Source organism: Vannielia litorea, assembly GCF_018424695.1.
In the GTDB taxonomy this organism is placed as follows: domain Bacteria; phylum Pseudomonadota; class Alphaproteobacteria; order Rhodobacterales; family Rhodobacteraceae; genus Vannielia; species Vannielia litorea_A.
In genome coordinates, this window is record NZ_QTNQ01000078.1 from 1 (window position 1) to 21,066 (window position 21,066).

The 21,066-nt window shown below is 68.1% G+C and carries 21 protein-coding genes; 12 read left to right on the plus strand and 9 right to left on the minus strand.

Translation table 11 applies throughout. The features are described 5' to 3' along the window. Positions 1 to 190: 190 nt before the first annotated feature. Positions 191 to 2,416 carry a divergent polysaccharide deacteylase family protein gene (locus DYI42_RS19270; protein ID WP_213548155.1) on the minus strand — a complete coding sequence of 742 codons (2,226 nt, stop codon included), beginning with the start codon at positions 2,414 to 2,416 and terminating at the stop codon, positions 191 to 193. A 182-nt stretch (positions 2,417 to 2,598) separates the two neighbouring features. Here DYI42_RS19270 and DYI42_RS19275 point away from each other — a divergent pair, with 182 nt between their 5' ends. From DYI42_RS19275 to lexA, 7 genes are all read left to right on the plus strand, one after another. Next, positions 2,599 to 3,183, plus strand: coding sequence for an anthranilate synthase component II (locus DYI42_RS19275; RefSeq protein ID WP_213548157.1), 585 nt, complete (start codon positions 2,599 to 2,601; stop codon positions 3,181 to 3,183). Then, positions 3,180 to 4,199: an anthranilate phosphoribosyltransferase gene (gene trpD, locus DYI42_RS19280; RefSeq protein ID WP_213548159.1), complete on the plus strand. Its 1,020-nt coding sequence runs from the start codon at positions 3,180 to 3,182 to the stop codon at positions 4,197 to 4,199. Before DYI42_RS19275 ends, trpD begins: the two co-directional genes overlap by 4 nt. Positions 4,200 to 4,336: 137 nt before the next feature. Next, positions 4,337 to 5,038, plus strand: coding sequence for a DUF3592 domain-containing protein (locus DYI42_RS19285; RefSeq protein WP_213548161.1), 702 nt, complete (start codon positions 4,337 to 4,339; stop codon positions 5,036 to 5,038). A gap of 42 nt (positions 5,039 to 5,080) precedes the next feature. Beyond that, positions 5,081 to 5,884 (plus strand): indole-3-glycerol phosphate synthase TrpC, encoded by an 804-nt coding sequence (trpC, locus tag DYI42_RS19290; RefSeq protein WP_213548163.1) that lies wholly within the window; start codon positions 5,081 to 5,083, stop codon positions 5,882 to 5,884. A 3-nt stretch (positions 5,885 to 5,887) separates the two neighbouring features. After that, positions 5,888 to 6,361 (plus strand): cyclic pyranopterin monophosphate synthase MoaC, encoded by a 474-nt coding sequence (moaC, locus tag DYI42_RS19295; protein ID WP_213548164.1) that lies wholly within the window; start codon positions 5,888 to 5,890, stop codon positions 6,359 to 6,361. Then, a complete protein-coding gene (locus DYI42_RS19300; protein ID WP_213548165.1) occupies positions 6,358 to 7,527 on the plus strand; it encodes a molybdopterin molybdotransferase MoeA in 1,170 nt (389 codons plus the stop codon). Before moaC ends, DYI42_RS19300 begins: the two co-directional genes overlap by 4 nt. An 83-nt stretch (positions 7,528 to 7,610) precedes the next feature. Next, entirely contained in the window at positions 7,611 to 8,306 is a 696-nt protein-coding gene (gene lexA / locus DYI42_RS19305) for a transcriptional repressor LexA (RefSeq protein WP_213548166.1), read from the plus strand. Between the two features lie 63 nt (positions 8,307 to 8,369). Here lexA and DYI42_RS19310 read toward each other — a convergent pair whose 3' ends face one another. Continuing rightward, entirely contained in the window at positions 8,370 to 10,436 is a 2,067-nt protein-coding gene (locus DYI42_RS19310) for a ComEC/Rec2 family competence protein (protein WP_440870652.1), read from the minus strand. A 61-nt stretch (positions 10,437 to 10,497) separates the two neighbouring features. Between DYI42_RS19310 and gltX the strand changes: the two genes are divergently transcribed. From gltX to DYI42_RS19325, 3 genes are all read left to right on the plus strand, one after another. Continuing rightward, positions 10,498 to 11,898: a glutamate--tRNA ligase gene (gltX, locus tag DYI42_RS19315; RefSeq protein ID WP_213548167.1), complete on the plus strand. Its 1,401-nt coding sequence runs from the start codon at positions 10,498 to 10,500 to the stop codon at positions 11,896 to 11,898. A gap of 109 nt (positions 11,899 to 12,007) precedes the next feature. Then, positions 12,008 to 13,303 (plus strand): citrate synthase, encoded by a 1,296-nt coding sequence (gltA, locus tag DYI42_RS19320; RefSeq protein WP_213548168.1) that lies wholly within the window; start codon positions 12,008 to 12,010, stop codon positions 13,301 to 13,303. A gap of 193 nt (positions 13,304 to 13,496) precedes the next feature. Beyond that, positions 13,497 to 14,954 carry a calcium-binding protein gene (locus DYI42_RS19325; RefSeq protein ID WP_213548169.1) on the plus strand — a complete coding sequence of 486 codons (1,458 nt, stop codon included), beginning with the start codon at positions 13,497 to 13,499 and terminating at the stop codon, positions 14,952 to 14,954. A gap of 74 nt (positions 14,955 to 15,028) precedes the next feature. Here DYI42_RS19325 and DYI42_RS19330 read toward each other — a convergent pair whose 3' ends face one another. The 4 genes from DYI42_RS19330 to DYI42_RS19345 form a co-directional block, all read right to left on the minus strand. After that, positions 15,029 to 15,214, minus strand: a complete 186-nt coding sequence (locus tag DYI42_RS19330; RefSeq protein ID WP_213548171.1) for a hypothetical protein — start codon at positions 15,212 to 15,214, stop codon at positions 15,029 to 15,031. A 136-nt stretch (positions 15,215 to 15,350) separates the two neighbouring features. Further along, positions 15,351 to 16,127, minus strand: a complete 777-nt coding sequence (locus tag DYI42_RS19335) for an enoyl-CoA hydratase-related protein (protein WP_213548173.1) — start codon at positions 16,125 to 16,127, stop codon at positions 15,351 to 15,353. Between the two features lie 71 nt (positions 16,128 to 16,198). Then, complete coding sequence (locus DYI42_RS19340; RefSeq protein ID WP_213548175.1) at positions 16,199 to 16,660, minus strand: cytochrome c-type biogenesis protein; 462 nt, start codon at positions 16,658 to 16,660, stop codon at positions 16,199 to 16,201. Further along, positions 16,657 to 18,633 (minus strand): heme lyase CcmF/NrfE family subunit, encoded by a 1,977-nt coding sequence (locus DYI42_RS19345; RefSeq protein ID WP_213548177.1) that lies wholly within the window; start codon positions 18,631 to 18,633, stop codon positions 16,657 to 16,659. The genes DYI42_RS19340 and DYI42_RS19345 overlap by 4 nt, the downstream gene beginning before the upstream one ends. Positions 18,634 to 18,789: 156 nt before the next feature. Here DYI42_RS19345 and DYI42_RS19350 point away from each other — a divergent pair, with 156 nt between their 5' ends. Beyond that, positions 18,790 to 20,004 (plus strand): GTP-binding protein, encoded by a 1,215-nt coding sequence (locus tag DYI42_RS19350; protein WP_213548179.1) that lies wholly within the window; start codon positions 18,790 to 18,792, stop codon positions 20,002 to 20,004. Further along, entirely contained in the window at positions 20,001 to 20,258 is a 258-nt protein-coding gene (locus DYI42_RS19355) for a DUF6525 family protein (protein ID WP_244868033.1), read from the plus strand. Before DYI42_RS19350 ends, DYI42_RS19355 begins: the two co-directional genes overlap by 4 nt. On the opposite strand, the gene DYI42_RS19360 is transcribed toward DYI42_RS19355, so the two are convergent. The 3 genes from DYI42_RS19360 to DYI42_RS19365 form a co-directional block, all read right to left on the minus strand. Then, positions 20,255 to 20,680: a hypothetical protein gene (locus DYI42_RS19360; RefSeq protein ID WP_213548181.1), complete on the minus strand. Its 426-nt coding sequence runs from the start codon at positions 20,678 to 20,680 to the stop codon at positions 20,255 to 20,257. The two genes, DYI42_RS19355 and DYI42_RS19360, sit on opposite strands and share 4 nt — an antisense overlap. After that, positions 20,677 to 20,802 carry a hypothetical protein gene (locus DYI42_RS24515; RefSeq protein ID WP_274608843.1) on the minus strand — a complete coding sequence of 42 codons (126 nt, stop codon included), beginning with the start codon at positions 20,800 to 20,802 and terminating at the stop codon, positions 20,677 to 20,679. The genes DYI42_RS19360 and DYI42_RS24515 overlap by 4 nt, the downstream gene beginning before the upstream one ends. Next, a partial coding sequence (locus tag DYI42_RS19365; RefSeq protein ID WP_244868034.1) for a hypothetical protein occupies positions 20,799 to 21,066 on the minus strand: 268 nt, incomplete at its 5' end. The genes DYI42_RS19365 and DYI42_RS24515, both read right to left, overlap by 4 nt.

A 21,066-nucleotide genomic window follows, 5' to 3' on the forward strand; every position in this document is an offset into this window, starting at 1 on the left:
GTGGGGGGCTGGCCCCCCACTGAACGACTTGGTGTGGGGGGCTGCCCCCCCACTCGACACGGGTTCATCCAGGCGCCGGGCCTGACAGGTCGCGCACGCTTACCGCATACGTAGGTCGGGACTTGTCCCGACGAGACGCGCCCCACAGCTGGCGACGTAGGGTGGGCAATCCTGCCCACCCCCCGGCGCACTACCGCATCAGCACCGCCGACACCGGCGCCAGCGCCACGCTCTGCCCCTTCGAGCCCGCGGCCCAGTCCAGCAGGCTCGTCACCGTCTGGCTCAGGCTGTGGCCCATCACCACGACAGTGCCCTCCTGACCCGCCCGGAAGGCGGCGCGGTCGAGCGTGCGGCCGATGGCGCCGCCGCTTTCGCCCGCAGCGTCGAGCTGCTTCCACACCAGCGTCGACGGCAACCCGGCACTCTCCGCGCCCCTTTGGGCCGAGTTCAGCCCGCTGTCGAAAAACACCAGCCCGTGGCCGGTGTCGCCCGCGATGGCAAGGAGCTGGCGGGTCAGCGCCGGGCTTCCCGTCACCCCCTCGTCCCCAGTGGTCAGCAGGCCCATCGCGCCGGGGATGCGGCGGAAGTGGTTTTGCAGCGTGGTCTCCATGTCCTGCGGCGTCGCGCCCTGGGGCAGGCCCGCAGGCAGGATCAGCACCTCGAAGCCCGCGTCGCGATAACCCTGAGCCGTTTCGGCGGCGCCCGGATCTGTCGGGTCGACCGCGAAGGTGACGGGGAAGTTGATCGCCTTCAGCGCCTCCCGGTCCAGCCCCTGATCGCCCACGTCGTAGAGGATGACGGAGACAAGCGGCTTTGCCTCGGGATTCTCGAAGGGAGCGGCGTTTGCGGCGAGGGCCGAAAGCCTTGGCGCCTCGGCGGCCTCCGCCTCCGCCTCTGCCTCGGTCTCGGCACTGGCCCCGATCACCGGCAGGCGGCCCGGCTTGTTGCGTTCGGTCAGCGGCACGACGCGCTTGCCAAAGCCGCCGCCGTTGCCGTCGCGCGCGCCGTTGGTGACGATCCGCCGGGGCAGCCCATCGCCGGTGCGCGGCTCACGCTCGGTGATCGGTACCGTCGCGGGCGGAGCCGAGGGCTGGGCCGGCAGATCCGTCTCGCTGCGCGCACCGGGGCGCTCGGCCTCAGGCACCGCCGGGGCCTCTGCCGTCTGCGCCGGGGCTTCACGCCCGGGCGCGTCCGCGGCGGGGGCGCCCTCCGCCTGTTCCGGGGCAACCGGTACAGCCGGAGCCTCTGCCACCGGGGCCTCAGCCACGGCCTCGGGCTGGCGGGCCGTCTCCGGCTCAACCTCCACGATCTCCACGACCTCGGGCACGGTGGCGGCCTCTTCAGCCCCTTCTTCCGCCGTCGGGGCAACTTCGGGCTCCGATCCGGCCACGTCCTCCGCCGGCGCCGGGGCGACCGTCTCGGCACGCGCCGTCTCTGCGGCCGGGGCCGGTTCGGTGCCGGTGACAACCTCTGCCTCGCCGGCCCGTGCGGCAGGCTCGCTTCCGGCCACAGTCACAACCTCGCCCCCCGTCGCCGGGGCCACGGCCGCGGCCACCGAGGCCGTTTCGCCTGACGCTTCGGCCCGCACGGGCCGGGTGCGCTCTGCCGACTCGCTGCGCGCCACCTCGGCAGACGCCACCGGCGCCGCTGCGGCCTCACCCTGCGCCGCACCAACAGCCTCGCTGTCACTGGCCGGAGCGGCCACATCCTCGGCGCCCACCACCTCGGGGGTGCTGCGCGGCACCGTCGCCTCGGCGACGGCCTCCTCGATTGCGTCCTCGACGGCCTCGGCCTCCGCCACTTCGGCCTCTGCGGCATCGCTCTCCGGCTCGGACGGTGTTTCGCTGACCTCGGCAGGCTGATCTGCTTCAGGCCCCTCCGCCACCTCTGGGGCCTCTGCCACCTCCGGCGCAGCGGCGGGCTCCGGAGCCGCTGCACCGGCCTCGGCAACATCACCGTCCGCCCCGCCAATCACGGGTGGGCTATCTTCGACAACCGGGGCGGCTGCGGGCGGTGCCACGCCTTCCGTCGCGGTTTCGGGCACAGCGGGCGGCGCGGTATCGGGCTTCGGCGCCTCGGCCACCTCCACGTCCGGGCGCGCGGGCGTCGCGGGGGCCACCGGCCCGGCATCGGCACCGGGCGCTTCGGGCTGGCTGTCTTCGCCTGCGCGGGCAAACTCCGAGCCCGGCGGTGGCGAAAGCTCGCTCTCCACCTCGGCCTCTGCCACTTCTGCGGGCGCGGCTTCGGGCGCCTCTGGCGCGGCGTCAGCCTGGGGCGCTTCAAGCCCGCCGGAGCCGTCCGGCACAGCCGCCGCCATATCCTCTTCAGGAAGCGGCGCAAACACCGAGACCCCGCCCAAAACCACCACGCTCGCAAGCGCGCCCCATGCAACACCCGACAGGAGTCCCTTGCCCATGTGCCCGACCTTTCGCCTGTTATCGCCGGAAGCGCGCGATTTCCTTGCACTCCCCGCATGTTACGCCCCACCGCACCAAGAGCCAGGGATGGGCTTGACCCCGGCGGCGGGCTACGGGCAAGTATAGCGCCAACCGCGCGGCGGATCACCCCCCTTGCGCACCCCAATCCCCCGAGGGCCAGATGCTGCTCCTGATCGACAACTACGACAGCTTTACTTACAACCTCGTCCACTACCTGGGCGAGCTGGGCGCGGAGGTGCAGGTCAAGCGCAATGACGCGCTGGATACCCAGGCTGCGCTGGCCCTCAACCCCTCGGCCATCCTGCTTTCCCCCGGCCCCTGCACCCCCAACGAGGCGGGCATCTGCCTCGACCTGGTGCATGCCGCCTCCGATGCGAAGATCCCCCTGATGGGCGTCTGCCTCGGCCACCAGTCCATCGGGCAGGCCTTCGGCGGCAAGGTCGTGCGCGCGGGCGAGATCGTGCACGGCAAGCTCGGCCACATCCGCCACACCGGCAAGGGCGTCTTCGCGGGCCTTCCGCAGGGCGAGTTGAAAGCCACCCGCTACCACTCCCTGATCGTCGAGCGCGAAAGCCTGCCCGATTGCCTCGAGGTGACGGCAGAGCTTGAAGACGGCACCATCATGGGCCTGCGCCACCGCGAGCTGCCCATCGAGGGCGTCCAGTTTCACCCCGAGAGCATCCGCTCCGAGCACGGCCACGCCATGCTGCAAAATTTCCTCAACATGGCAGCAGAGCCCGCATGAGCGATATCATCCGCCCCCTGATCGGCGCCGCCGCCGACCGCCCGCTGACCCGCGCCGAAGCCGAAGCCGCCTTTGCCGCGCTGTTCGAGGGCGAGGCCACGCCGAGCCAGATCGGCGGCTTCCTCATGGCCTTGCGCGTGCGCGGCGAAACGGTCGATGAAATCGCCGCTGCCGCCGGTGCCATGCGCGCCCGTTGCAAGCCGGTAACTGCGCCTGCGGGCGCAATGGACATCGTCGGCACCGGCGGCGACGGCAAAGGCACCCTCAACATCTCCACCGCCACCGCCTTCGTGGTGGCGGGCGCAGGCGTGGTGGTGGCCAAGCACGGCAACCGCAACCTCAGCTCCAAGTCCGGCGCGGCAGATGCGCTGGGGCAGATGGGCATCGAGGTGATGGTCGACGCGCAGGTGGTGAACAGGGCCATCGCAGAGGCGGGCATCGGCTTCATGATGGCTCCCATGCACCACCCGGCCATGGCCCATGTCGGCCCCACCCGCGCCGAGCTGGGCACCCGCACCGTGTTCAACATCCTCGGCCCGCTCACCAACCCGGCAGGCGTCAAACGCCAGCTCACCGGGGCGTTCTCGCCCGCATGGCTGAAGCCCATGGCCGAGGTGCTGCGCGATCTTGGGTCGGAGGCGGCCTGGATCGTCCACGGCGGCGACGGCACCGATGAGCTTTCCATCGCGGCAGCCTCCAAGGTGGCCGCACTTCAGCACGGCGAGATCACCGAGTTCGACGTGCACCCCGAGGAGTTCGGCCTGCCCCAGCACCCCTTCGAGGCCATCCTCGGCGGCACTCCGCAGGAAAACGCCACAGCGTTCCGTGCCCTGCTTGAAGGCGAGAAGAGCGCCTACAGGGATGCCGTGCTGCTCAACGCCGCCGCGGCCCTGACGATCGCGGGCAAGGCGGCGAGCAAGGCCGACGGCGTGGCCATGGCCGCCGAAAGCATCGACGCGGGCCGCGCGCTGGAGAAGGTGCAGGCGCTGGCCCGCATCACCAGCGCCAAGGCCTGACCCGGGGCAGCTCATCGGCCCTTTCAGGCCCTCTTCGCAGTTGCGATGAGCCGCCGAAGACCCCGAAGAGCAGCCCCATGCTTGACCCCTGCCGCAGCACCCGCTTTCCTCACAAGCGGGGAAACAGGAGACGGCAGATGTTGAGATGGTTCACGCGCGGCGGCGGATGGCTAGTGCTTTTGCTGCTGGCGATCGGGGCGATCGGCCTTTGGGTCTGGATCTCCGAAGGCGCCCGTGGCCGGGATTTCGCCCGCAACGGCGTCGAAACGCCGGCCAAGGTCGTCGAGCTGGAACGTTCCGTTCGGATCGGCGGCTCCAAGACGCCCACCACCGACTACCGCGTGACCGTCACCTACACCTCCGGCCGCATTCCCGACATCCGCTTCCACCGTGCAACCGAAACTGTGTCCCGCACCTTCTTTGGCACGCTTCGCGAAGGGGATGAGATCACCATCAAGACCCTGCCGAACCGCCCCGAAGAGATCGAAATCGAGCCCGGCGGCGTCTCCGAGAATGCTTTTTACGCCGGGATCGTCGGCGGCATCTTCCTGGCCCTCGGCCTGCTTGCCGCCCTCTTCTTCCACCGCACCCAAGCCGCCGCCCGCGCCCTGCGCCGCCACGGCAGCCGAGCCGAGGCGCGCATCCTCGCGCTCACACCGGTCGGCAACCGCACCACCCTTACCGTCGCCTTCACCGATGGCACCGGGCAGGAGCGGCAGGCCGAAATCCCGCGGGTGCCCACGAAACTGGTGATGGGCGCACGCCCGGGCGACCCGATCGCCATCACCTACGCGCCCGAGCAGCCTACGCGCGCCCTGCTCACCGCGACGGTTGCATGAAATCCCATTGCCCCGTCCCCGCTGCCGCAATAGATGTGCCCCATGAGTGAAACCATTCTCGACCGCATCCGCACCTACAAGCTCGAAGAGATCGCCGTTGCCAAAGCGGCGCGCTCCGAGGAGGCCATGCTCTCCGCTGCCGCCTCCGCGCCTGCCGTTCGCGGCTTCCGCGACGCCCTGATCGAGCACAGCCGCCACGGCTATGGCCTCATCGCCGAAGTGAAGAAGGCGAGCCCCTCCAAGGGCCTGATCCGGGAAGATTTCGATCCGCCCACGCTGGCGCAGGCCTATGAGGCCGGAGGCGCCGCCTGCCTGTCGGTGCTCACCGATGGCCCCAGCTTTCAGGGCGCGCCCGAGTTTCTCACTGCCGCGCGCGAGGCCACCTCGCTGCCCGTGCTGCGCAAGGATTTCATGTTCGACACCTACCAGGTGCTGGAGGCCCGCGCCTGGGGCGCCGATTGCATCCTGATCATCATGGCCGCCGTCGATGACGCTCTGGCCCATGATCTGGAGGCCGCAACCACCGAGCAGGGCATGGATGTGCTGGTCGAGGTCCACAACGAGGAGGAGCTGGAGCGCGCCATGCGGCTGGAGTCCCGCCTGCTCGGCATCAACAACCGCGATCTGCACAGCTTCGAGACCACGCTCGACACCACCAAGCGCCTTGCACGGCTGGCCGAGGCCAACCGGCTGCTGATCTCCGAAAGCGGCCTCTCCACCCCCGATGACCTCGCCGAGCTGGCGCAATACGGGGCGCGCTGCTTCCTGATCGGTGAAAGCCTGATGCGCGCCGATGACGTGGCCGCCGCCACCCGGGCCCTGCTGGCCGATACCTCGAGGGGCTGAGCAATGGCGCTGACCCACTTCGACGACCAGGGCCGCGCCCATATGGTCGATGTCTCCGACAAGGCGGTGACATCCCGGGTCGCCGTGGCTGAGGCGCACGTGAAGATGTCGCCCGAAACCCTTGATATCGTTCAGCAAGGCAGCGCCAAGAAAGGCGATGTGCTGGGCGTGGCCCGGCTGGCGGGCATCATGGCCGCCAAGCGGACGCCAGATCTCATCCCGCTCTGCCACCCGCTGCCCGTCACCAAGGTCGCCGTCGAGCTGGAGGCCGATCCCGCCCTGCCCGGCATCCGCATCGCCGCCACCGTCAAGACGACCGGCCAGACCGGCGTGGAAATGGAGGCGCTCACCGCCGCCTCCGTGGCTGGCCTGACCGTCTATGACATGCTCAAGGCCGCCGACAAGGCCATGGAGATCGGCGGGGTCCGGGTGCTCTTGAAGGATGGCGGCAAATCCGGCCGCTACCAGGCCTCTTGATCTCCGTCGAAGAGGCCCTGGCGCAGGTGTTCGCGCTGGTTGAGCCGCTGCCCGCAGAAGATGTGCCGCTCCGCGAAGCGGCAGGCCGCGTGCTCGCCGCGCCCGTCATCGCCCCGCGCGATCAGCCTCCCTTCTCCGCCTCCGCGATGGATGGCTACGCCGTGCAAGGCCCCGTCGCCCCCGGCCAGAGCCTGACCGTGATCGGCGAAAGCGCCGCGGGCCGCGCCGCGGGCCTGCGCGTCGGCCCCGGCGAGGCGGTGCGCATCTTCACCGGCGCGCCCCTGCCGGAGGGCGCGGATCGCGTTGTAATTCAAGAGGATGTGGAGCGGAGTGAAAGCACGATAACGCTTCACGGCAGCCTTGATGAGGCCACCCACATCCGCCCCGCCGGCGGCGACTTCAAAGCGGGCGACAGGTTGGAACCCGGTCGCCGCCTATCTCCCAACGCGCTCGCCCTCGCTGCCGCAATGGGCGCACCGACCGTGCGATGCACCCGCAAGCCCGTCGTGGCCCTGATCGCCACCGGCGACGAGCTGGTGATGCCCGGCGAAGCCCCCGGCCCCGATCAGATAGTGGCATCCAACAGCTTCGCGCTCGCGGCCATGTTCGAGGCCGAGGGCGCCGAATGCCGCCTTCTGCCCATTGCCCGCGACACCCGCGAAAGCCTGCAAATGGCATTCTCTCTCGCGCGCGGCGCCGACCTTGTGATCACAACCGGCGGCGCCTCAGTGGGTGATCATGACCTCGTGGGCGAAGTGGCCGCCGAGCTGGGGATGGAGAGGGCCTTCTACAAGGTCGCCATGCGCCCAGGAAAGCCTCTCATGGCTGGCCGGGTGCTGGATATGGCCATGGTCGGCCTGCCCGGCAACCCCGTGTCTTCAATAGTTTGCGGCCACGTCTTTATCCGCCCCATGCTGCGCAAGATGCTTGGGCTGGGCGAAGCGCCCGCGCCCCGGCACACCCTCCCGCTTGCCGGACCGCTGCCGGCCAACGGCCCCCGCGCCCATTACATGCGCGGCCTCGTGAAGGACGGCGCCGCCTCGGCCTTCGAGCGGCAGGACTCCAGCTTGCTCACCGTGCTCGACAGCGCCAACACGCTCATCATCCGGCCCGCCGGAGATGGCCCGCGCGCCGCCGGTGAGATGGTCGAGGTCATCGACCTCTGAGGCCCCAAGCACAACGCAACGCTTGACACAAAACGTGAACACTGCCAGAACATCTGCAAACGAGGCCGAGCATGGAGAGCCCGATGCTGACCAAGAAGCAGTTGGATTTGCTGAAATTCATCGACGCGCGGATGCGCCGCGACGGTGTTCCCCCCTCTTTCGACGAAATGAAGGACGCGCTCGATCTGCGCTCCAAGTCCGGCATCCACCGGCTGATCACGGCGCTGGAGGAGCGTGGCTTCATCCGCAGGCTCGCCCACAAGGCGCGCGCCATCGAGATCGTCAAGCTGCCCGATGCGCTTGAACCCAAGCGCAGCACCGGTTTCCAGCCAAGGGTGATCGACGGCAACCGCCCCGAGGCCTCCCCGCCCCCCGGCGCCATGCCGGTCGAGGCCGCCGCGATGGAACTGCCGGTGATGGGCCGCATTGCCGCCGGTGTGCCGATCGAGGCGATTTCACAGGTCAGCCACACCGTCGCGGTGCCCGGCGCAATGGTGGGCCGGGGCAAGCACTACGCGCTCGAGGTCAAGGGCGACTCGATGATCGACGCCGGCATCAACAACGGCGACGTGGTGGTGATCCGCGAAACCAACACTGCCGACAACGGCGATATCGTTGTGGCGCTGGTCGAAGACCATGAAGCCACGCTCAAGCGCTTCCGCCGCAACGGCAATTCCATCGCGCTGGAGGCCGCCAACCCGGCCTATGAAACCCGCGTGTTCCGCGATGATCAGGTGAAGGTGCAGGGCCGGCTCGTCGGCTTGATCCGCACCTACTGAAACGCGCAGTCATCCTCGGGCCTGACCCGAGGATCTCCTGCAGTCGAAACCTGTCGCCCCGCCCTAGGGGCTCCACGGGCGGCGCCCGGCCTTGTCGGCCACCGTCACAAGCCGCCCGTCACGCATCACCGCCAGGGCGCCCGTCTGCCGCATCCGCGCCGGGCTCCACAGGTCACAGGGGCCATTCGGCACCGGCTTCGGGTCCACGCTTGAGATCAGCAGCCCCCCGGTGCAAAGCGCCGCCGCCTTCGCCGCCGCGCCGCGCCCCGACACATGGGTCACCTGTGTTCCCGCCACCTCAAACAGGAGCACGCCGTCCTCCGCAGGCAGCATCCGCGCCGCTGCGGCCTCCTGCGTGGCGCCATCGCCATCGTTCTCCAGCCAGACCTCGGCGGTGAAGCTCTCGCCGCGATCTTTCGAGAGCGCCCTGCCCTCCGGCCCCAGCAGGCCCACCAGCCCACCCCTGTCCGAGACCAGCAGCGCCGGGCGCTCGGCCTGCGTCCAGAGCCAGAGCGCCGCCGCCACGCCCGCCAAACCAAGCCAGCGCCCGCCGCCGCGCCAGAGAACAACCCACAAGGCCCCCAGCGCCAGCAGCGGCAGCACCCAGGGCCCCGGCCCCACAACATGGGTCACCGCGCCGCCCAGCCCGGCCACCCAGGCGGCCACCCCGAGAATCCAGGCACAGCCCCAGCCCATGATCTGCAACGGCAGCCAGCTCAGGCCCAGTGGGGCCAGCAGGCCCGCAACCAGCGCCCAGGGCATTACCCAAAGGCCCATCACCGGCACCGAGGCAAGGTTGGCGATCAGGCCGTAATCCGCGATCCGGTTGAAATGCGCAGCGGCGAAAGGCGCCGTGGCCGCGCCCGCGACGGAGGAGGAGATCACCAGCGCCGCCGCCCCCTTCACCACCTTCGGCCAGCGCGCGCCGAGCCCACCGGCGTCGCGTATTGCGCCAAACACCGCCACCAGCGCGGTGGTGGCCGCGAAGGACATGTGAAACCCGGGCGACAGCAGCGCCTCGGGCCTGCGCACCAGCACGATCACCGCCGCCAGCGCCACGGCCCTGAGCGAAATCGCCCGTCGCCCGATCAGCACCGCGCCCAGCATCACCGCCACCATGATGAAGGCCCGTTCGGTGGCGATGTTGCCGCCCGACAGGCCCAGATAGCCAGCCCCCGCCACCAGCGCCACCACGGCGGCCAGCTTGCGGGTGTCGAGCCTGAGCGCGACCCAGGGGACAAGCGCCAGGAACGCGCGAATGGCCGCAAAGATGGTGCCCGTCAGCAGCCCCATGTGCAGCCCGGAGATGGCCAGAAGATGGGCGAGGTTCGAGGCGCGCAGGTTGTCCAGCGTGTCGCGTGACACGGAAGACCGATCCCCGGTCAGCAGCGCCGCGGCGAATGCGCCCGGCTGCCCCCCGAGCCGCGTGCGAATGCCCTCCGAAAGGGCCACCCGCGCCCGGAACAGCGCCAGCCCCGCATGGCCCTCCTCTGCCGCCGCGATGGTAAAAACCGGCGTGCGGGTGTAGCCCACGGCCCCGATCCCGTCGAACCAGGCCTGCCGGCGGAAGTCGTAACCTCCCGGCTCCACCGGCCCCGGCGGCGGCGAAAGATTGGCCGTCAGCATCACCCGCAGCCCCGGCGTGGGCGCCACCCAACGCTGATCGCCATGGAGCGAGACGCGCACCCGCGCGGGCACCCGCCCCGGGGCCATATCGCCCAGCCGCACCTCGTCGAGCGTGAGCCGCACCGCGTCCGATTGCGAGCGATCAATGTCGACGATCCGCCCCTCCACCGGCCCGTAATAGCGAAAATCGAGCACCGGGGCGGCGACCATCGCCGTCCGCGCCCAGCCAAGCGCGCCGCCGCACAGCACCAGAGCCATGGCCAGAAAGACAGGAGCCAGCGCCTCGCCCGCGAGCCGCGCCAGCAAAAGCGATGCCACCGCCGCCGCGAGGGCAACCGAAATCTGCCCGCCCGTCGGCTCCTGAGTCAGGGCGAAATACCCCCCGATCCCCAGCCCGAGACAGACCGGGGCCCAAAGCAGCAGGTGCCCCCTTTGGGCAAGGAACGGCAGGGCAAGCCTCCCCCAAAGTGGTGGCCTTGCCCTGCCTGAGCCGATTGCATACACGTTTGCCAGCAGAGACAAATTATCCTTTACAAAAGGTTAACGCCCCCCAATGCCTTCGGAATTGCCCGCTCAGGTCGTAACTCGCATCGCACCCTCTCCCACAGGTTACATGCACATCGGAACCGCCCGGACCGGGCTCTTCAACTGGATCTTCGCCCGCAAGATGGGCGGCAAGTTTCTCCTGCGGATTGAAGACACAGATCGCACCCGCTCGACGCCCGATGCGACCGACGCGATCTTCCGCGGCATGCGCTGGCTCGGGCTTGAGTGGGATGACGAGCCGGTCAGCCAGTTCGAGCGCGCCGCGCGGCACGCCGAGGTGGCCCACCAGATGCTGGCGCAGGGCGCGGCCTACAAGTGCTTCGCCAGCCAGGACGAGATCGCCGCCTTCCGCGAGACCGCCAAGGCCGAGGGCCGTTCCACGCTCTACCTCAGCCCCTGGCGCGATGCCGATCCGGCCACCCACCCCGATGCGCCCTACGTGATCCGCCTCAAGGCCCCGCGCGAGGGCGTGACGGTGATAGAGGATGTCGTGCAGGGCGATGTGACGTTCAAGAATTCGACGCTGGATGACATGATCCTGCTGCGCTCCGATGGCACCCCCACCTACATGCTCGCCGTGGTGGTGGACGATCACGACATGGGCGTCACCCACGTTATCCGGGGCGATGACCACCTCAACAACGCCGCGCGCCAGAGCCATATCTACACCGCGATGGGCTGGCCCCTGCCCGTCTATGCTCACCTGCCACTGATCCTCGGGCCGGACGGCAAGAAGCTCTCCAAGCGGCACGGGGCAACCGGCGTGGAGGAGTACCAGAAGATGGGCTATCCCGCGCCCGCCATGCGCAACTACCTCGCGCGGCTGGGCTGGAGCCATGGCGACGACGAGTTCTTCACTGATGCACAGGCCCGCGAGTGGTTCACCCTTGAAGGCATCAACAAGGCGGCCGCGCGGTTCGACTTCAAGAAGCTCGACAACCTGTCCGGCCAGCACATCGCCGCGATGGACGACATGAGCCTGATGGGCGAGATCGAGGCCTACCTCACCGCCATCGACGCAAGCGAGCTTTCCGAAACCCAGAAGGACGGGCTGCTCAGGGCGATGTATTGCCTCAAGGCCTCCGCCCGCACCCTCCCGCAACTGCTCGAAAAAGCGGCGTTTGTGCTCGGCGAAAGGCCCTTCCTGCCCGATGAGAAAGCGGCCAGGAACCTGGACTCGGTATCCCGTGGTATGCTGAATGAATTGACGCCGCACCTGCAAAGTGTTAGCTGGAACCGCGAAGCGCTGGAGGCTACTCTCGGTGAGTTCGCAGAGAGTAAGAACAGCAAGTTCGGACAACTCGCAGGGCCACTTCGCGCCGCACTTTCCGGTCGCGCGGCCACCCCGAGCGTGTTCGACATGATGTTGGTGATCGGTCGGGCCGAAACTCTGGCGCGACTGCAGGATGCGGCAGCTTGAGAGCGCTTAACCGCGCGCTATGTGTGTTGCCGATAAGGAATACCTAACCGCGGCACGGGCCCTTTAAAACAAGGCCGCCCGCCGCGCGTGACCATTGAAAGGGACGTTCATGGCAGACACCTCAAAGACGGCGACACTGACCTTCGACAACACGTCGATGGAGCTTCCGATCCTCTCGCCCACCGCCGGGCCCGACGTAATCGATATCCGCAAGCTCTATGGCCAGGGTGACGTGTTCACCTACGATCCCGGCTTCACCTCAACCGCCGCCTGCGAGAGCACGATCACCTTCATCGACGGCGAGAAGGGCGAATTGCTGCACCGCGGCTATCCGATCGACCAACTCGCCTCCAAGTCGCATTACCTCGAAGTCTGCTACCTGCTGCTCTACGGCGAACTGCCCTCGGCCGAGCAGCTTGAGCACTTCGAATTCACCATCACCCACCACACCATGCTGCACGAGCAGATGCAGTACTTCTTCCGGGGCTTCCGGCGCGACGCGCATCCGATGGCCGTCATGGTCGGCGTGGTCGGCGCCATGGCCGCCTTCTACCACGACAGCACCGATATCTCCGATCCGCGCCAGCGCGAGATCGCCTCTCACCGGCTGATCGCGAAGATGCCCACCATCGCGGCCTGGGCCTACAAGTATTCCATCGGCCAGCCCTTCGTCTATCCGCGCAACGACCTGACCTATGCCGAGAACTTCCTGCACATGTGCTTCGCGGTGCCGGCAGCCGAGTACAAGGTCGATCCCATCCTGAGCCGCGCGATGGACCGGATCTTCACCCTCCACGCCGACCACGAGCAAAACGCCTCCACCTCCACGGTGCGTCTGGCCTCCTCCTCCGGCGCCAACCCCTTCGCCTGCATCGCCGCTGGCATCGCCTGCCTCTGGGGCCCGGCCCACGGCGGCGCCAACCAGGCCTGCCTGGAGATGCTCAAGGAAATCGGCTCGCCCGAAAACATCCCCGAGTACATCGCCCGCGCCAAGGACAAGGAAGACCCGTTCCGCCTCATGGGCTTCGGCCACCGCGTCTACAAGAACTTCGATCCCCGCGCGACGGTGATGAAGCAATCCGCCGACGAGGTGCTCGACCTGCTGGGGGTGGAGAACAACCCGATCCTCGCCACCGCCAAGGAACTGGAAACCCAGGCCCTGGCCGACCCCTACTTTGCCGAGAAGAAGCTGTTCCCGAACGTCGATTTCTACTCCGGCATCATCCTCGAGGCGATGGGCTTCCCCACCTCGATGTTCACCCCCATCTTCGCGCTCTCGCGCACGGTTGGCTGGGTCAGCCAGTGGAAGGAACAACTCGCCGATCCAACCATGCGCATCGGCCGCCCCCGCCAGCTCTACACCGGCGCGCCCTACCGCGATTACGTCGAGGTCGAGAATCGCTGAACGCGGCAATCATTCCACAGTCTAAAAGGGCCGCCCCGCGCGGCCCTTTTTTTGCACTCAAAGCCTCGCGATCTGATTGTAACCGTTTTGGAAACAACGGATTTCATTACCCCTCGGCGGATAGACTCGCGTAATTCATCTGTTAACCTCCTGCCATGATTTTGCCGTATTTGGCAAAAAAGGGGGTACTATCATGTGGGTTTACATTCTGCCCGCGCTGCTCGGCTTCGGCCTCCTCGCGGCGCTGATCGACGGCGATGACGACAACAACGACACCAGCGATGAGCCAAACCCGAACGAGGGCACCGACGGCCCCGACGACGTGGTGCTCACCGACGGGGCCGATTTCTTCGACGCGCTCGGCGGCAATGACCGGGTGGATGGCGGCGATGGCTTCGACACGCTCTCGGGCGGCGACGGCAACGACATCCTGATCGGCGGCAATGGGCAGGACACGCTCAATGGCGACGCCGGCGACGACTTCCTTCAGGGCGGCGACTGGAACGACACGCTCGACGGCGGCGAGGGCAACGACACGCTCGAGGGCAACAACGGCTCCGACACGCTGCTGGGCGGCGACGGGGCCGACACCCTCAGCGGCGGCCTTGGTGCCGACTACCTCGATGGCGGCACCGGCTGGGATACCCTGCTGGGCGGCGAGGGCGATGATGAGCTTTACGGCGGCGACGGGCAGGACACGCTCGAGGGCGGCGTGGGCGCCGATTACCTCGACGGCGGCGCATGGAACGACATGCTCGACGGCGGCGCGGGCCAGGATACGCTCCTCGGGGGCGGCGGCCAGGATACCCTGATGGGCGGCGACGGCGCCGACGTGATCGACGGCGGCGACTGGCACGACACCATCGACGGCGGCGCGGGCTTCGACACCATCTTCGGCGGTTCGGGGAATGACACCATCACCGGCGGCCTCGGCAAGGATGTGATCGACGGCGGGCTGGGGGATGACACCATCTCCGGTGGCATCTGGGATGACACCATCCTCGGGGGCGGCGGCGCCGATGCAATCACCGGCGACGAGGGCAACGACGTCATCGACGGCGGCACCGGGGCCGATACGGTCGACGGCGGCACAGGCGCCGACATCGTCACCGGCGGCGCAGGCAACGACATGCTGAACGGTGGCGACAACACCGATCTGGTGTTCGACGGCGACGGCACAAACAGCCTCTCGGGCGGTCAGGGCAACGATGTGCTCTTCTCCGAAGCGGCCACCGTCGCCATCCTGCCCGCTGCCAGCAATGTCGCCACCCGCGATGCGCTGGTCGATGGCATGCTCGATGATCTGCTGGACAATGGCGGCAACGGTCTGGCCGATACGGTCGATGGCGGCGAGGGCGACGACACGCTCTTCATCGGCGAGAATGACGTGGCCACCGGCGGCGCGGGGGCCGACGACTTCATGCTGGGAAGCTGGCAGGACGGCGCCGCCGAGATCACCGATTTCGACCCGGCCGAAGATGCAATCGTGGTGCATTACGACAGCCACGCGCCCGCGGCTCCCACCGTCACCACCGCGCTCACCGCCACAGGCGGCACCGTCTCGCTGGATGGCACGGTCATCGCCACCGTGACCTCGCCCGGGATTACGCAGGTTCAACTCGACGCGGCGGTTTCGCTCGTCGCCGCCTGACCCGGGCAGGGGCCACACCGAACAAGCCGCGCCGCCGGAGCCTTCCGGCGGCGCGGCGCGTTCAGGCGCTCATTTCATTCGACGCGGTCCAGCTCGCAGCGGGCCACCAGCGCGTCCAGCAGTTCCTTCTGCCCTGCCACCCCAAGCACCGCCATCGCCTCGACCACGCTCCTGTTCCGGTCGGTAACATGCGCCACCACACTGCCGAAGGCCTCGGCAGGAAGCACCTCTTCAGCGACATCATAGCTGCACCCACACACGCCGCGCGCCTAGCTGGTGTCTCCCACCGCCGAAGCGCAGGTTTCCACAAAGCTGTTTCTCTGCGGGTTTCAGCTTGCCAACACACTCAGGCGTACGAGGCCCGCCACCTTTCCAATAGTCACACTAACGCGCCTTTTACCGCCCCTCGTACTTCGCCGGGCGCTTCTCCAGAAAGGCAATCACACCTTCCTGGAAGTCCCGGCTCTTGCCGCAGTCGCCCTGAAACTTCGCCTCCAGCGCCAGTTGGTCTTCCAGCGAGTTCTCGAAGCTCGCGCGCAGGGCCCGCTTGATCCGGCGGTAGGTGTAGGTCGGACCCTGTGCGAGGTGCAGCGCGCGGTTCCACCAGTGGTCGGCAAAGCCCTCGTCCGCCACCGCTTCCCAGATCATGCCCCACTCCGCCGCGTCCTTTGCGCTGACCGGCTCGGCAAAAAGTGCCGCGCCCATGGCCCGCGAGAACCCAACCTGGCGCGGCAGCCACCACGTGCCGCCCGCGTCGGGGATCAGGCCGATGCGGGCGAAGGCCTGGAGGAACACCGCGCTCTCGGCGGCGATCACCACGTCGGCGGCCAGCGCAAGGTTGGCCCCCGCCCCCGCCGCATGGCCGTTGACGGCGGCGATGGTCGGAACCCGGCACTCGTAAATCGCATTCAGCATCGGCTCGTATTCGTCGATGAGCGTGCGCTCCATGTCCGCCTCGCTGATCGAGGCGCCCTCGCCCAGATCCTGCCCCGAGCAGAAGGCCGGCCCGGCGCCGGTCATTACAATCACCCGCGCCTCCGCCTCGCCCGCCTTAACGGCATGCAGGATCTCGGCCCGCATCTGGGTGTCGAGGCAGTTCATCTTCTTGGGGTTGTTCAGCGTGATCACCGCCACGTTGTCGCGCACGGAGTAGCGGATCGCTTCATAAATCATCTGTCGGGCTCCCTGACCGTTTCAGCGACAAGATACTGAACTTATCGGTTCAGAAAAGCCCAAACGGCACGTCACCCGTCTTCGCCGAGCAACTCCTTCAGCCGGGCTTCTTCTTCGGGGGCCAGTTCGCTGGGCCCGCGGCGCGCGTTGCGCTGGCGTTGGGCGGCCACCGCCACGCCGAGGCCCGCCAGCAAAAGCGCCGGCCCGGCGAGCCAGACAATCAGGTTCCAGCCCCGCGCGGGAGGGTTCATCAGCACGAAATCCCCGTAGTTTTCGAGGAATTTCGCCCGCACCTCCGCATCCGTCGCCCCGGCGGCGATCATCTCGCGCACCTCGCGGCGGGCATCCCGGGCCCAGTCGGCGTTGGAGGAGGCAATCGATTCTGCCTGGCACTTCACGCAGCGCAGCTCGTGGTCCAGCGCGCGGGCACGGGCCTCCAGCGCCGGGTCGTCCAGCATCTCCGACGGGTCGAGAGCCAGCGCGGGAAGCGCGAGGGCGAAGAGCGCCGCGATGAGCCAGCCGGCCCGCCTCATTCCGCCGCCACCGCCGCCTTGGGCGCCCGCCGCGCCGCCCCCGCCGCAAGGCGAAACCGCCGGTCGGAGAGCGACAGGAAGCCGCCCAGCGCCATCAGGATGCAGCCGCCCCAGATCCAGTTGGCAAAGGGCTTGATATAGGTTCGCACAGCCCAGCCGCCGCCCGATTGCTCATCGCCGATCACCACGTAAATGTCGCGCCACACGCCGTTGAGAATGGCCGCCTCGGTGGTGGGCATGGCCTGCACCGGGTAGACCCGTTTTTCCGGGTGCAGCACCGCCATTTCGCGCCCGTCGCGCGACACCGCGATGGTGGCCGCAGTGCTGAAGTAATTCGGCCCCTGCACCTCTTCCACGCCCTCGAGTGCGATGGTGAACCCCGCCACCTCGTAGGGCTGGCCCACCTCGGCCACGCGGATGTCTTCCACCTGCCAGGCGGTGATCGCGGCCACGCCAAGGATCGTCACGCCGAGGCCGGAATGGGCGACGAACTTGCCCCAGTCGGCGCGCGGCAGCCGCGTGAGCCGCCCCAGCCGGCTGCCAAGCCCACCGCGCCCGGTGCGGCTCATCAGGTCGAGGATGCCCCCCGCCACGATCCAGACCGCAAGCCCAATGCCGACCGGCGCCAGCAGGCTCCGCCCGCTCTGCACCGCCCAGACAAGCCCGAGCGCGGCCAGCGCAAGCACCGCCACCGGGGCCACAGCCTTGACGGTGCGGCCCAGCTTCGCCCGCTTCCAGGGCAGCATCGCCCCCACCGGCAGGATCACCGCCAGCGCCACCATGAAGGGGGTGAAGGCGGTGTCGAAGAAGGGCGCCTGCACACTCAGCTTCTTGCCCCAGAGCAACTCGGCCACCAACGGCCAGACGGTGCCCACGAAGACCAGCAGCGAGGCGACCGAGAGAAGCACGTTGTTCATCACCAGCGCGCTTTCGCGGCTCACGGTCGAGAACAGCCCCTTCGCCTCCATCGCACCCGCCCGCACGGCGAAGAGCAGGAAGGCCCCGCCGACAAAGAAGGCGAGAATGGCCAGAATGTAGATTCCCCGCTCCGGATCATTGGCGAAGGCATGGACAGAAGTGATGACACCCGAGCGCACGATGAAGGTGCCGATCAGCGAAAAGCCGAAGGCGGTGATCGCCAGCAAGATCGTCCAGGCCTTCAGCGCCTCGCGCTTTTCCACCACGATGGCCGAATGCAGCAGCGCGGCGGCAAAGAGCCAGGGCATGAAGCTGGCGTTCTCCACCGGGTCCCAAAACCAGAAGCCGCCCCAGCCCAGCTCGTAATAGGCCCACCACGAGCCCAGCGCGATGCCGATGGTGAGGAAAACCCAGGCCGCCAGCGTCCACGGCCTCACCCAGCGCGCCCAGGCGGCATCCACCCGGCCCTCGATCAGAGCGGCGACGGCGAAGGAGAAGGCCATGCTGAGGCCGACGTAGCCGAGGTAGAGAAACGGCGGGTGAAAGGCGAGGCCCGGGTCTTGCAGCAACGGGTTCAGATCCTTCCCGTTGAGCGGTGGCATGGCAAGCCGGGTGAAGGGGTTGGAGGTGAAGAGGATAAAGCCATAGAACGCCACCCCCACGCTTGCCTGCACCGCCAGAACCCGCGCACGGAAGGTGTCGGACAGGTTGCTGCCAAAGACGGCGGCCGCTGCCCCGAAGCCCGCGAGGATCAGCACCCAGAGCAGCATCGAGCCCTCGTGGTTTCCCCAGACGCCGCTGATCTTGTAGAGCATCGGCTTGAGCGTGTGCGAGTTCAGCGTAACAAGCCGCAGCGAGAAGTCCGAGGTGACGAAGGCCCAGGTGAGCGCCGCAAACGACAGGCCCACGAGGACAAACTGCATCACCGCCGCAGGCTCGGCCATGGCCATCCAGCCCGCCCAGCGCTTCTGAGCGCCGACCAGCGGCACAACGGTTTGAACAACCGCCAGAACGGCGGCGAGGATCAGGGCGAAGTGGCCGAGTTCAGCTATCATGACTCACGTTCTAAGCCATCCGCCCGCCCGCGCCAATTCCCTGCGCTCACCCGTCGCAGGGACGTGACCGGCGCGGCCCCGCCGAGCCCGGTTGCATCCGGGTCGGCGCCGGTGTAGCGATATATTATGTTATGTTATAACATATATGAGGATTTCATGCCCGACACCCGCCTCCCCGTCACCGTCCTCTCCGGCTTCCTCGGCGCCGGGAAAACCACGCTGCTCAACGCGGTGCTCTCCAATCGCGAGGGCCTCAAGGTGGCGGTGATCGTCAACGATATGTCCGAGGTGAACATCGATGCCGACCTCATCCGCGACGGCGGCGCAAACCTCTCCCACACCGATGAAACCCTGGTGGAAATGACCAATGGCTGCATCTGCTGCACCCTGCGCGACGATCTGCTCACCGAGGTCCGCCGCCTCGCCGAGATGGCGCGCTTCGATTACCTGCTGATCGAAAGTTCCGGCATCTCCGAGCCGCTCCCTGTCGCCACCACCTTCGAGTTCCGCGACGCGGCGGGCGAAAGCCTCTCCGATGTCGCCCGGCTCGACACGATGGTCACCGTGGTCGACACCGCCAACCTGCTGCGCGACTATTCCAGCCACGATTTCCTGCGCGAGAGAGGCGAAAGCCTCGGCCCCGTGGATGAGCGCACGCTGGTCGACCTTCTGGTGGAGCAGATCGAATTTGCCGATGTCGTGGTGCTCAACAAGGTCACCGCCGCCGGGGAAGACGCCCGCCTCGCCGCCCGCCGCATCGTCACAGCGCTCAACCCCGACGCAAGGATCATCGAGGCAGACTATGGCCTCGTCGCCCCCTCCGCCATCCTCGGCACCGGCCTTTTTGACTTCGAAACCGCCCATGAGCACCCGCTTTGGGCCAAGGAGCTTTATGGCTTCGCCGACCATGTGCCGGAGACGGAGGAATACGGCGTCAGCTCCTTCACCTACCGCGCCCGCGCACCCTTCCACCCCGAGAAGATCCACGCGGTACTCAACGGCCCGCTGCCCGGCGTGATCCGTGCCAAGGGCCATTTCTGGATCGCGACTGGCCCCGACTGGCTGGCCGAGTTCTCCCTCGCCGGGGCGCTGAGCACGGTAAAGCCCATGGGCCGCTGGTGGGCCTCGGTGCCCGAAGAGCGCTGGCCGAGCCACCCCGAGGCGCGCCGCTACATCGACCACCATTGGCAGGCCCCCTTCGGCGACCGGCGGCAGGAGCTGGTGTTCATCGGTGCAGGGCTCGATGAGGCCGGTATCACCGCCGCGCTCAATGCCGCCCTCATGCCCATGGCCCACGGCCTCGCAGACGGTTGGTCCTCCCTCCCCGATCCCTTCCCGCGGTGGCGCATGGCCGCGCCGGAGGCCGCATGAGGCGGCGCAATGCCCAAAGCAGCCTGCCCCGCACCCGCAGGGGGCGCGGGGCAAACCCGATGTCCGTCTATGATCGCCTGCCCTCGGAGCTGCGCTGCTGGCTCGCTTTGGCTGCCTTGCCATGGTGCCCCCGCGCTGTTCACCGCGCCTACCGCAAGGCGCTGGTGGCGGCGGGCGGCAATACCGCGGCGGCGCTGGCAAGACTCGACGTCATCGAGGCCCGCCTGCTGGCACGCGACCGGCTTTCCGCCTAGCGCAGAACCGACAGCACCAGCACCGAGCCCCCCAGCGTTCCCCCCAGCAGGAAGACCAGCGCCACCTGCCCCAGCCCGAAGGCCCGGCGGATCGCCTCCACGTGCAGCAGCGTCCCGGTCAGGTAGACGCCCAGAACCCCCAGCAGCATCGGGCTTTCGCCCATCCACGCGGGCTGGCCGAGCACATCCTGCATCACCCGCCAGCCCATCAGGGTAGAGGCCCCGGCCCAGGAGAAGGTCATCGCCAGCGCCAGCGGCGTCGCCTTCTCGCGCCAGAGCCAGAGGAAGGTGCCCGACAGCGTGGCCGCCATCGTGGCCAGCGCGGCGCGGGCCACGTCCTGCGCGGTGACTAGCCCGAAAGGGCGCGCCAGCAGGCCAAGCGCCAGCAGGATCACGATCATCAGTCCCAGGGCACGTATCATTTTCCCAGCATCTCCTTCAGCGTCGCGTCAAGCACCTCTGCTGCGGCGCGGTTTCGGTCGGTCTCGCGCTGCATCCGGCGGCCGAGCAGCAGCCGCGCCACGACCCGGCGCAGCCAGCTCATTCCCCGTTCCCCCCGCCCCGCACATGGCCACGCCCGGGCAGGCGCTCACGGATCAACGTGGTCAGCTCGATGATGATTTCGGTGTTGCGATGCAGCGCCGCGCGGGTCGTCTCGTCCTTCTTGTGGTCCTTGAACAGGAGGAAGAAGACGAGCAGCACCCAGGGCCCGTGTTCGGTCAGCAGGCTGATCCAGACATTCGAGGGCATCAGCGCGCCCGCCCTTCCCGCCAATCCTCCAACGCCGGGTTGTCGCCCGTATCGCCAC